The sequence below is a fragment of the Paenibacillus sp. FSL P4-0176 genome (genome assembly GCF_037975265.1).
Taxonomy (GTDB): domain Bacteria; phylum Bacillota; class Bacilli; order Paenibacillales; family Paenibacillaceae; genus Paenibacillus; species Paenibacillus amylolyticus.
In genome coordinates, this window is the sequence record NZ_CP150242.1 from 4458530 (window position 1) to 4470575 (window position 12046).

Annotated in this window: 10 protein-coding genes; all 10 read right to left on the reverse strand. The window is 44.3% G+C overall.

All coding sequences use genetic code 11. The features are described from left to right. Nucleotides 1-8: 8 nt before the first annotated feature. The 10 genes from parE to MKY95_RS20505 all read right to left on the reverse strand — a co-directional run bounded on the left by parE (nucleotide 9) and on the right by MKY95_RS20505 (nucleotide 11913). Nucleotides 9-1988, reverse strand: coding sequence for a DNA topoisomerase IV subunit B (parE, locus tag MKY95_RS20460; protein WP_036613300.1), 1980 nt, complete (start codon nucleotides 1986-1988; stop codon nucleotides 9-11). A 76-nt stretch (nucleotides 1989-2064) separates the two neighbouring features. Continuing rightward, nucleotides 2065-3054, reverse strand: coding sequence for an ABC transporter permease (locus MKY95_RS20465; RefSeq protein WP_036613298.1), 990 nt, complete (start codon nucleotides 3052-3054; stop codon nucleotides 2065-2067). Next, nucleotides 3047-4012 carry an ABC transporter ATP-binding protein gene (locus tag MKY95_RS20470; RefSeq protein WP_036613296.1) on the reverse strand — a complete coding sequence of 322 codons (966 nt, stop codon included), beginning with the start codon at nucleotides 4010-4012 and terminating at the stop codon, nucleotides 3047-3049. The genes MKY95_RS20465 and MKY95_RS20470 overlap by 8 nt, the downstream gene beginning before the upstream one ends. Next, a complete protein-coding gene (locus tag MKY95_RS20475; protein WP_339194190.1) occupies nucleotides 4013-4885 on the reverse strand; it encodes a GDSL-type esterase/lipase family protein in 873 nt (290 codons plus the stop codon). A 300-nt stretch (nucleotides 4886-5185) separates the two neighbouring features. After that, nucleotides 5186-6001, reverse strand: a complete 816-nt coding sequence (locus MKY95_RS20480) for a CAP domain-containing protein (RefSeq protein ID WP_051447300.1) — start codon at nucleotides 5999-6001, stop codon at nucleotides 5186-5188. Between the two features lie 315 nt (nucleotides 6002-6316). Next, nucleotides 6317-6775, reverse strand: a complete 459-nt coding sequence (locus MKY95_RS20485) for a GNAT family N-acetyltransferase (protein WP_036613284.1) — start codon at nucleotides 6773-6775, stop codon at nucleotides 6317-6319. Then, nucleotides 6765-7952 carry a formate-dependent phosphoribosylglycinamide formyltransferase gene (purT, locus tag MKY95_RS20490; protein ID WP_036672920.1) on the reverse strand — a complete coding sequence of 396 codons (1188 nt, stop codon included), beginning with the start codon at nucleotides 7950-7952 and terminating at the stop codon, nucleotides 6765-6767. Before purT ends, MKY95_RS20485 begins: the two co-directional genes overlap by 11 nt. Nucleotides 7953-8204: 252 nt before the next feature. After that, the gene (locus tag MKY95_RS20495) at nucleotides 8205-9227 is read right to left on the reverse strand and encodes an NAD(P)/FAD-dependent oxidoreductase (RefSeq protein WP_339194193.1); all 1023 of its coding nucleotides are present in this window, start codon (nucleotides 9225-9227) and stop codon (nucleotides 8205-8207) included. Between the two features lie 62 nt (nucleotides 9228-9289). After that, nucleotides 9290-10279, reverse strand: a complete 990-nt coding sequence (locus MKY95_RS20500; RefSeq protein ID WP_100527268.1) for an ABC transporter substrate-binding protein — start codon at nucleotides 10277-10279, stop codon at nucleotides 9290-9292. Nucleotides 10280-10410: 131 nt separating this feature from the next. Next, nucleotides 10411-11913 carry an AraC family transcriptional regulator gene (locus MKY95_RS20505; RefSeq protein WP_339194196.1) on the reverse strand — a complete coding sequence of 501 codons (1503 nt, stop codon included), beginning with the start codon at nucleotides 11911-11913 and terminating at the stop codon, nucleotides 10411-10413. Nucleotides 11914-12046 lie beyond the last annotated feature (133 nt).

Consider the following 12046-nt stretch of genomic DNA (forward strand, 5'->3'; position numbering starts at 1 on the left):
AGCACCTTCTATTCTTCGTACTCTGTAAAGTCGACGTTCTCTACAATCCAGCGTTTCCGCGGATCAACCTTATCACCCATGAGCGTAGATACACGACGTTCTGCTTTTGCTGCATCAACAATCTGTACCTTCAGCATCGCACGAGTTTCCGGATTCATTGTTGTCTCCCACAGTTGATCCGGATTCATCTCACCAAGACCTTTATAACGTTGAAGCTCAACATTATTACCGAATTCCTTCATATAATTAGCCAGTTCTTCATCCGTCCATGCATATCGAACACTCGCAAGCTTACCAGACTTACGAGTAAGTTTGTACAATGGCGGCTGAGCAATATATACTTTGCCTGCATCAATTAAAGGCTTCATATAACGATAAAAGAAGGTCAACAGCAACACCTGAATATGTGCGCCGTCCGTATCCGCATCGGTCATAATGATAATTTTGGAATAATTGCTGTCTTCAACTGCAAATTCGGTTCCTATGCCCGCCCCGATCGCCGCTGTAATGGCGCGGTATTCTTCATTTTTGAGAATGTCGGCCAGCTTTGATTTTTCCGGATTGAGCGGTTTTCCCTTGAGCGGCAGAATAGCCTGAATCTTCGAGTCACGTCCCTGTTTGGCAGAACCACCTGCGGAATCCCCTTCGACAATAAATAACTCATTTCGGGTAAAATCCTTTGATTGCGCCGGCGTTAGTTTGCCGTTCAGGTTGGAACTTTCGCTACGTTTCTTGCCTGTGCGCATATCATCACGTGCTTTGCGTGCTGCTTCTCTGGCTCTGGAGGCTTGGACCGCTTTGCGAATTAACGTTTGCGCTACCTGCGGGTTTTCTTCCAGGAACCGTTGAATATTCTCGGACACGACCGAATCCACTGCACTTCGAGCGGAAGCGCTGCCGAGCTGATCCTTGGTCTGACCTACGAACTCAACCTCTGACATCTTGACACTGATGACGGCCATCATACCTTCACGCAAATCATTGCCTTCAAGGTTTTTATCTTTTTCCTTGATCATGCTGGTACGGCGCGCGTAGTCATTCATTACACGAGTATACGCAGCCCTGAATCCGGTCTCATGTGTACCGCCACCCCGAGTAGAGATCGAGTTCACGAACGAAGCCAGCGTTTCGGTATAACCCGCGTTATACTGGATTGCCACTTCGACTTCAATGTCATCCTTCTCCGCATAGAAGTGAATAACATCATGCAGCACATCTTTATTTTCGTTAAGAAAAGCAACAAACTGGCTTGCTCCACCTTCATACATGTATTCATCCTGATTGCCCGAACGTTCATCCTTGAGCACAATTCTCAGACCCGAATTCAGAAAAGCAATCTCCTGAAGACGTTCTGCCAATGTATCATAATTAAATTGAATACCGCTCTGGAACACCCGAATATCCGGTTTAAATGTAACTTTTGTACCTGTCCGATTGGTATTGCCTAACACTTCGAGACCGGAGACCGGTTCACCGACATGTTCAATCCCTTTTTTGTCCTTCCAATACTCGAATCGCTGACGATGAATCTTGCCATCACGGAAAATCTCGACTTCAAGCCACTCGGACAATGCGTTAGTAACTGACGCACCTACACCGTGCAAACCGCCTGATTTTTTGTATCCTGATCCACCGAACTTTCCGCCTGCGTGCAAAATCGTAAACACGACCTGGGGAGTAGGAATCCCTGTTTTATGTATACCTGTCGGAATTCCCCTTCCGTTATCCTGAACCGTAATAGAACCGTCCTTATGCAGCGTGATATCGATTTTGGAGCAGAATTTGGCGAGATGTTCGTCGACAGCGTTGTCGACAATTTCCCATACCAAATGATGTAAACCTGAAGTGCTGGTGCTGCCGATGTACATCCCCGGCCGTTTCCGTACCGCTACCAACCCTTCAAGTACTTGAATGTCGTCCGCGTCGTAGCCTGAAGACCCCTGTCCTCCGCCTGTCGAACCTGCCGACATATCGATTTGCTCGACCATTCATGCTCCCCCTTCTTAACTTGCAACTAAAAAAATGCCTAAAATGCAAACAGATGTTTTCTTATCCTTGTCCATTTTAATTCAAGATATCCCGTTTCGTAAAGACAAGGAATGACACAATGAGTGAAGCAATGCCCCAAACACTAAGCACAATAAGGGAAAAACCTAAATTCATACCCTCGATTGGAGGTAACCCGCCAGACAAATAATTCGGAAGTTCGAGGTTAACCATGAACAAATACTTCGCGGTCTGCCAGGACGCTGCCATACTGGTCAAGATTGTTCCTGCAATCAAAGCGGCCATCATGATAACAATACTTGCAGCAGTACTGCGCACAAGCACGGATACCATAAATGCAAGCATAGCCACAATTACACTCACAAACCAGATTAGTCCTGCCTGCATAAGCATATACAGCCACTGGTCTACAGCATGCACTGCCGACATATCGACATCTGTTCCCACAACTTTGAATCCTGTGAAGATTGGCATGTTGAAGCCTTTATAACCAAAGACCGCACCCGATATGACATAACATATAATGTAGGCTGATACCACTATGATCGAAACAAACATAATCAGCGTAATTAATTTACTCAAAAGCACTTTCCAGCGTCTAACCGGACGCGTTAAAAGCATTTTAATCGTACCTGTCGTACGTTCACCAGAAACAAGATCTGAAGCAATAGCCATGATTAACAGTGGAATAAACAATCCAACCGCGTTGTTCATGAACTCCCGCGTAAAGGTGACACCGCCCGGTTCTTTGGGATTGATGTCATTCTCAAGATAATACTGCATCTGCTGGATATATACGGTTCTATATTTTTTGTACTCTTCAGGTACCCGATCGCTACCGAGCGAATTTTGATTGTCTGTGATGGCCTGTTGCAGTTCAAGACGCCAATCGCCGCCAAACTTGTCGCGATTATTCTCCGCAGATTTCATCTGGGCATACGTAAACATCGGTACGAGGACCGCAAGTACAATAAATATAATATAAAGCCGTTTTTTCTTCACCATCTTAATCGTTTCATTGCGGATCAGCGGCATGATATTACTCAATGGATTCACCTTCTGTCATTTTTAAGAATAGTTGCTCAAGCGTAGGCTGAATCCGCTGTACCCCTTCAACCTGTATACCAGCTTGAACCATCTGTTGCACCATATCAGGAATTCGATCTTCGTGCATCTCGGCAACCACAGCGTTGGGACCAAGGCCCGCAACAATGGTATCATCCATCACATCCGCAGGTCGACCTACCAGAGCAATGCCTGCATCCTGCAACATTTTTTTGCCTTGCTCCAGTGGTGAAACATGCCATATAGCCAACTTCGAATGATCTTCAATCAGTTCGCTTACACCTCCAACAGCAAGCACACGCCCAGCACTGATAATGGCTACTCTGTCACAGAGAAGCTGGATCTCACTTAACAAGTGACTGCTGACAAATACAGCCATACCTTCGCTGGCAAGTTGCTTAATAAAGACACGAAGTTCCTTAATCCCTTTTGGATCAAGACCATTTGTCGGTTCATCCAGAATAAGCAGACGCGGTCGCCCAAGCAGCGCTTGTGCAATACCGAGCCGTTGACGCATACCCAATGAGTACGTTCTGACTTTATCGTGAATCCGCTGATCCAGACGCACAATATCTACAACTTCCTGAATTCGTTCATTGTCCACACCTGGTTGCATGCGAGCGAAATGCTCCAGGTTCTCCCACCCTGTCAGATATGTATATACCTCCGGATTTTCAACAATGGAGCCTACATACTTCAAAGCACGCTCAGGGTCCCGATTCACATCATAACCACAGACTTTAATTTTTCCTTCTGTTGGTTTGATCAGATCGACCAGCATCCGTATCGTAGTTGTTTTGCCGGCACCGTTGGGACCGAGAAATCCGAAGATTTCACCAGGTTTTACGTCAAATGTAACGTCCTTAATGATCCATTTGCGTCCGATCCGCTTTTTCAGATTCTGTACGGATAGGACGGAATCATACTGCTGCTCTGCCATTTAATTTCCGCTCCCTTCTGCCGGTGTATCTGCCTGGAATTCCTGTGCAATCCGAACTGCAATTTGCTCATAACCTTGTCCGTTGGGATGGAAATGATCTGACGAGAGATACTCCCCCAGATGATTTTCAAACAAATCGAATGTAGGGACCAGTGTCATCTTGTCCTCATTGTTCAAAATAGCCAGTGCAGCATCGTTCCATGCAGCCACCACTGCATTACCTGGCTTCTCCAGTTCCTTCACATCGCCAAATGGATTGTACAACCCTATGTACGCAATCTGCGCATCGGGATTAATTTCTTTGACTTTCTTCAATATCTCTTGAAGGCGCTTCGACGTTTCCGGCAAAGCCGCTGCCAGCTGCTCTGCTGTTGGCGGATCTTCCCCCTGTAGAACTTGTCCTCCCTGGAACAAATCATTTGCGCCGATCGAGAGCAAGATAAAATTGGATTGTTGTAAGACGTAACGTACGCCTTGCTCATCGAGTTTTCCCAATAAAGCATCTGTTCTCAAACCGTTTACACCCAGATTATTAAGAACCTGAACGTCATATCCTTTATCTTTAAGCAGATTCCCTGCACGTCTCACAAAACCGAGTCCTTCATCATCGCCCGTGCCTCTTGCCAGAGAATCACCGATGACGGCCATCCGAATCTTGCCATCTTCCACGACAGCCGGTTCCCCCTCGATATCCTTAGATGGAGCAGTTGCCTCCTGGCCTGTAGTTAATGCCGAATCTCCCTCGGGGAAAATCACGTCTTTTATGGCGTAACCAAATCCAAATAACAACAACAAAGTTGCCAAGATGGATACTGTACTGACAGTTCTCCAGATCCAGGGTGCTGAATCCAGGCTTTTTTTCTTTTTCATCATCACATCTCCACTCATGTACACCAGTTCGGGTGCTTTATAATTTTATAATTTATAATGACTTTACATTAAGGCGTGTCTGAAAATCCGATTACTTCGGAGTTTTCAGACACGCCCTGATGATGCTATTCCTAAATAACATAAATGTTCTGTCGTTAATTTGCAAACTTTGGCGCTGCATTCGCAGAATTCATTTTTTATATGTCATTTTACGGAAAAAAGGTTATGCCATACACAGATATGAACTGTGTACTGGCATAACCTTGTGGAAAAGAAAATCATACTTTCTTCATTATAAATCGATTACTTACCGATAAACTCTTGTGCCCAGTATCCGTTGTAGAAACCTACACCGATATGCGTAAAGTTTTTGCTCAGAATATTGGCACGGTGACCTTCACTATTCATCCAAGCTGTAACCACTTCCTGTGGTGTTTTTTGTCCTTGGGCAATGTTCTCACCTGCATAGCTGTAAGTTACTCCGAATTGTTTCATCATATCAAACGGAGAACCATACGTAGGTGACTGGTGATCAAAATAGTTATTGTTACTCATATCTTTTACTTTAGCAACAGCTACTTTGTCCAGAAGTGCATCTGAAGTCAGAGCGTTCAGACCTGCTTTAGCACGCTCAGCGTTCACAAGTTTTACAACTTGAGTAGCAAAGTCGGATTGTGTGCTTTCGCTACCATTATTACTTGTATTGTTACCTGTATTACCTGTGTTACCCGTGTTTGAAGGATCTTTAGCCGGTGTAGTTTCCGGTTTTTCTTCTTGAGCTGGTTGTGTTGGTTTAGTCGGTTGCTCAGGCTTAGTTGTAGGCTCAGCAGGTTTTGTTGTTGGTTGAGTTGGTTTTGTTGTCGGCTCAGCAGGTTTCGTCGTTTGATCAGGCTGCGTAGCAGGTTTCTCTACAATTTGCCCCTCGGATACGGTGTATCCATTTTGTTTGAGCCATTTCTCAATGTAAGCTTTCAAGCTGTCTGTGCTTGTAATTTTGTACGTTGTGATAGTCTTATATGTTGAATCTGCAGCAGACGCGGAAGCAGGAAGCATTACCCCTACGGCCAGTACGGCTGTCAGACTACTCGTTACGACAGTTTTCATCCATTTCTTTTTCAAATTCATTCATCTCCTTAAGATTAGTTATTACAACTTTGTAATTAATACTCTAGCAGTATATCAATTCGACAGGAGATTGTGAACCTATAAAATATGGAAAAGTAACTTTTTTGTCATTTTTTAGAGTGTTACAGATTTGTCTGAGGGCTTATCCTGTAAGGCTCTACTCCCGTTGACAAAATCATAAAAAAAGACATTCGGACTAAAAATGCTAGTCGAATGTCGCTTCACCATCTATTTATCATTCACCACACAAGAATGTGCAGATCAGGATATCATGAGAATTTCCATGCAATAGAAGAAACTTTATTTGTACTATAGAAGAACTTTACTGAACCGATACCCTCTCTTCTGAAAACCAATGTGCTCATAAAAAGAGTACGTTGTTGAAGTCACTTCACGGTTTGCACCCGTGACAAACAGTTGTTTACCACCTTGCTGTCTGCCCCAATCTTCGGCACGAGCCATCAGACGACGGGCAATCCCACCACCACGATGTTCTTGACCTACAATCAGGGAAGTAATTTGTGCGGCAGGTTCTGGATAGGCATGACTTTGCACACATTGCAAGCCAATCACACCAATAATTTGTTCATCCACTTCGGCAACAAGCATGCATGCGTTTGGATTGGTTTCCAAACATTCAATACGTTCTTTCATGACATTGGTTGTTGTCGGATAGCTGACCTCTCGCATCAGTCCCGTTACCGCTTCAGCATCTCGTAGTTCACACTCTCGGATCATCAGTACAGGGGCCTCAACATTATTGGACATGATTTACCTCCACTTTCAGCATATTAGCGGCTTGCACCGCTGTTTTACGAGCTTCTTCCACATCTTGACCAGCACTTAAGGCTACAGCCATTCGGCGTCCTACTTTGGTCTCAGGTTTGCCAAATACACGAATCTGAGTACGAGGAAGAGCCAGAGCTTCTTCAATCCCGCCTACAGTAAAGTCAGATGTTTCATCATTAGCCTTCAGCGTTGCTGAAGCTCCCGGTGTCAACAGATGTACACCTGTGACCGGAAAACCAAGAATTGCACGTACATGCAGCGCAAACTCGGAACTGTCTTGCGTCACCATTGTAACCATACCTGTGTCATGTGGACGAGGAGATACCTCGCTGAACACAACACCATCCGGGGTCAGGAACAACTCCACTCCAAACAGTCCATACCCGCCAAGTTCATCCGTGACGGATTTGGCAATATGACAAGCTTGCTGCCATTGCTCAGGAGTCATTGCATGAGGCTGCCAGGATTCGACATAATCCCCATCCTTCTGAATATGACCAATCGGAGGACAAAATACGGTGCCTGATACAGACCTAACAGTAAGTAATGTAATCTCACTGTCAAATTGCACAAAGCTCTCCACAATAACACGAACAGATTTGCCACGAGCCCCCGAAAGAGCAATGTTCCAGCAATCCTCTACGTCGCCCGGTGTTCGGCATACACTCTGCCCTTTGCCGGAAGAACTCATTAATGGTTTAATGACACAAGGTGTGCCAAGCTCACGTACGGCTTCCTGAAGTTGTTCCAGGTTGTCCGCAAAAAGGTAATCAGCTGTCGGAAGTTTCAATTGTTCGGCTGCAAGCCGACGGATGCCTTCGCGATCCATCGTTAGACGTGCAGCTCGGGCAGTAGGTACTACACAAAATCCCTCTTCCTCAAGCTCCAGTAAAGCTTCTGTTGCAATAGCTTCAATCTCAGGTACGATGTAATGAGGTTTTTCTTTACGGATCAATTGTTTCAAAGCTTCGGCATCCAGCATGTCGATGCAGTAAGACCGGTGCGCGACCTGCATTGCAGGTGCGTTCTCATAACGATCAACAGCGATCGTCTCTACTCCCAGTCGTTGGGCCTCAATAACGACCTCTTTTCCCAATTCTCCACTGCCTAGTAGCAGCATTTTTTTGGCTTGAGCCGTAAAAGGAGCACCCCACATGTTCTTTCCAATCCTCCCAAAGAGAAATCTTCTATATCTGTCTCTCTATTTTCGGGGTTTTGGTTAAAGATTGCAAGAGTGCTCCCTATTTTTCTTGTGAATTTTACAAGATTTTTTGTGTTTTTTCGATCAAATTTTACAATTACTGCTCACGGATTCGATACTCCTTCCATTCCTCCCAAAATTAAGGAAATGTTAAAAGAGCAGACTTTAATACTCCAGTGAATCGAAATACGCAAACAAATCCCAAGTTTAAAGACTTGGGATTTGTCGATTTTTTTCTCTGAAGATTTCATTATGGGAAGAAACATAAGCCATCTTGGGTGCGTCTGGCGTCATATATTGTTTCGCACTATTAACTGCCACGATCGCATCATTGAAAGCTCCTGCAATGAGCCTAACTTTGCTATCGTGCGTCGCACAGTCTCCTGCTGCAAAAACACCTGGCAGACTCGTCTGTGCATGGTGACTCATTAGAACCATTCCATCGTCCATTTCTAAGCCACAACTGGCAAGATCACTTAAATTGCTTTTATATCCATGACTAATGACGACTTCATCCACATCTATCAATACATTTTCGTGACTCTCCATATGCGTAATTACAACCTGATGGATACGTTCACCATGATTATGAAGCCGTGTGATGCTATATGGTGTTCTGACATCCGTTACATTGTTCATCTCGCTAACATTGCGTTCCATTGCACGAAACTCATTTTTTCGGTGGACGACCACTACGCTCCGTGCAAATTGAGCAAGTTCAATTGCCCAATCTACTGCACTGTTGCCTCCTCCTGAAATGAGCACACGCTTCCCGGAAAAATGTTCTGGATTTTGCACGGTGTAATGAAGATTCTCATGCTCATATTGAATCGGCTCCTGAAGCTCCAATTTCTGAATTTCTGCGATACCGCGGCCCACTGCAACAATGATTGTACGCGTATAGTGTATGTCGCCTTCAGCAGTATACAGAGCCAAAATCTCGTTGTCCAGTCGAGCGAACCGATCTACTTTGCAATTCAATTCAACCGTTGGATTAAAGGTATTCGCCTGCTGAACCAGATACTCAATCAACTTTGAACACTTCATTGGTGGCAGGCCACCCACATCCCAAATAGTTTTTTCGGAATAGGTATGCAGAAAACCACCAAGTTGGTCTTTGCCGTCAATGATCTTAACTCTCATATCACGCATCCCGGCATAAAAGGCCGTATATAATCCTGCCGGTCCGCCTCCGACGATGGTCAAGTCATAGATATCTTCCTTATTCATTTTGGACACATCCTGTTATTTAGTAGTGAATTTAGAGATATGTGTAACATGAACCGTTTGCCTTATTTATTTTTTGCTTCAAAAGCAGCAACAATATCATCAATGACATATTCATCGGCAAGTGGAGACATTCCCAGATTGAACCATTCCTTGCCACCCACCATATAGACGTGGTCCTGCTTGACTGCTTTCAGATTTTTCCATAACGATGAAGATAACATATCTTCAAATTTCTTTTTAATTTCCGGATTAGTCTCATCATCCAGCTGAACGATCAGATGATCTGCGTCGTATTCAGGCAGTACTTCCAAGGATACGGACATGGCAGTTTGATCTTTCGGGAAATTAGGAAGTGGATTCATTCCCAATCGTTTATGGACAAAGTTTCCTCGGTCAAGGTTCTCCCCATGAAGTACGATTTCTTTTTCCATCACTCTAATGTAGAGAACAGTCTCCTCACCAATCAGCTTATCCAATTTGGCAGCAGCTACCTTCTCCTTATCCACCAAATCCTGAATCACCTTTTCTGCCTGTTCTTCTTTGTCCAGAATTTTGGCCATATCCCGCAGTTCATCGCGCCAATCATCACGCTGTGGCAAAAGTACGGTAGGTGCAATCAGAGTAAGCTGATCATAGTCCTTTTTGGACCACCAGTCAGGGGCGATAATTAAATCCGGATCTGCCTCCATGAGGGCTTCAAAGTTAGGCGTTCTTCCTATTCCCATTTTCATCGTGTTTGCGAATGGCTCTTGCAAGTAAGAAGGAAAATCCTCATGGTAGTTCTGTACAGCAATGGGTACGATGCCAAGTGAATATAAAAATTCTGGATATACAACGGACAAACCAACTATTTTTTGTGGGTTCGCCGGAATTTCAACTTCTCCCATTTCCGTAGTCACTTTTTTTACCTGACTTGTTTCTGTTGTTGAAGAATTGGCGGTACCCTCTTCTTGACCCTCGCTCGAGGATGCTTCGTTGCCTGCTGCACCGCAAGCCGAAATAATGAGCACCAACATCATGGTGCATAGTACCGTTAACCATCTGAATCTCATTCTTTATGTACCCCCTATATGGCATTTAGTTATGACAACGTCTAATTAATAATAATTATCATTATCATTTGATATAGGAGTAAGTATATTAAAATATGTTCAGGTATGATATTGACTATTCAGACTTTTTGCTATGGACGATCTTGCCATAACTTTAATATTTCATCCAACATAAGCTCATGAGTAAACGCAGTGTAGTCCAGCAGGACGCTCGACAAAAGCATATCCATTCTGCCATTCTGTACCGCTAACAACGCAAGCCATTCTTCAGACTTACGCACAGCAGACCATGTCTGCCTGGATGTCTCATCATCACCCACAATCAGTAATATTCTTTCGATGTTGAGAACAGATAACTCCTTAATGGTCACTGTGCCCCGTTCCCAATAAGTCTCAACTCCTTCGGGACCCTCCATTTGCATATCAACGTAAAAAACGGAAGCAATGCTCCTTGGGCCTAACATCTGCAACGCTTCACCATAAACTTTGAGTACAACTAATCTGTCTTTTCGTATGAAATCCTCAAGCTGGTCCTTTATGGTCGTTGCCTTCTCTTCATATCTTTGAAGCCATACCTCTGCAATATCAGACCTGTCCAAAAAGCTTGCAACATATCTCAAATGTTCTCTCCAATCTCCTTTTTCCCACGGGAGGTCACACACAGGAGCAATGGAATGAAGCTGTCTTTGCAGATCCTCAGACTCCGTCCCAACAGTAATAATATAATCAGGTTTAACTAATCGAAGCTGTTCCAGCCAGGTGGTCTCACTCTCTGCGAGTGGCATAACTTTGTCCGTTTCATATTTACGTCGGTAATAGTATGTCCACGGATGACTTGCCGGCGCGGCACAGGGAATGATCTGCAATGCAAGCAGTATACCAATGCTCACAGAATGAACTGCAGCAATTTTTTGTTTGCTATTACGTATAAACGCTGCTGGTGGAATGCCAGAGATTTGCTTGAATTTACGCCGGAAATACGTCTCATCCTGATAACCCACGTACGATGCCACATCCTTGAGTCGATAACTGTGATCATTTCTCATTAAGATCTGGGCTTGTTTAATTCGGTATAGCGTTAGATAGTCCACTGGACTGTAACCATACCTTTTCTTGAATAAACGCATGAAATGTCGAGGGCTCATTCGTGCCACATTTGCTAATTCCTCAATGGTTAATCTCTTCGAATAATTCTGCTCCATGTAACCTTTGACATGTTCAATTGGTGAAGCCAGGTCCGTCTTTTCGGTAAAGGCCACGTCGTAAAACATGGTGTACAATAGTTCCTGAAAACGAATCTGACCATAGTACCTTTGCAAACCATCCTTCTTCAATGTGTGGTGGTAAATCATCTGACAGATCACACCAACAGCAACGGGTGAAGATGAGCTGACCTCGCCATTCACTTCATTACGTAAAAGTTGCTTCATCATTTCAAGGGCTGTTCCACCCTCCTGCTCCAGTGCGTACGTGACATCAAAACTCATGTGATACACACCTCGTTCATCCAACGAATGTACATTTGCCTCAACCAGTTGCCCCGGGAAGCCTACATACAGTCCGCCCGCCTTTAATTCAATGAAACTGCCATCTATCTTTAACCACCCTTGCCCACTGGCTACAAATAATAACATGTATGTTTCAATGAAGTGTTTCCTCAGAAACCACTCCGTCGCAGGATCACTTGTATAATTCACGTGAAGGAGCCTAAAATTCATATGATCCAGGTGATCCAAATGCTTTGAATTTATTTCGTTGTTGTCCATC

Bases quoted from the DNA above. Each gene is read 5' to 3' on its own strand.
- MKY95_RS20495 (WP_339194193.1), bottom strand. From the start codon at position 9,227: ATGAATAAGGAAGATATCTATGACTTGACCATCGTCGGAGGCGGACCG.
- MKY95_RS20505 (WP_339194196.1), bottom strand. From the start codon at position 11,913: ATGTTATTATTTGTAGCCAGTGGGCAAGGGTGGTTAAAGATAGATGGC.
- MKY95_RS20470 (WP_036613296.1), bottom strand. From the start codon at position 4,012: ATGGCAGAGCAGCAGTATGATTCCGTCCTATCCGTACAGAATCTGAAA.
- parE (WP_036613300.1), bottom strand. From the start codon at position 1,988: ATGGTCGAGCAAATCGATATGTCGGCAGGTTCGACAGGCGGAGGACAG.
- MKY95_RS20500 (WP_100527268.1), bottom strand. From the start codon at position 10,279: ATGAGATTCAGATGGTTAACGGTACTATGCACCATGATGTTGGTGCTC.
- MKY95_RS20475 (WP_339194190.1), bottom strand. From the start codon at position 4,885: ATGATGAAAAAGAAAAAAAGCCTGGATTCAGCACCCTGGATCTGGAGA.
- purT (WP_036672920.1), bottom strand. From the start codon at position 7,952: ATGTGGGGTGCTCCTTTTACGGCTCAAGCCAAAAAAATGCTGCTACTA.
- MKY95_RS20485 (WP_036613284.1), bottom strand. From the start codon at position 6,775: ATGTCCAATAATGTTGAGGCCCCTGTACTGATGATCCGAGAGTGTGAA.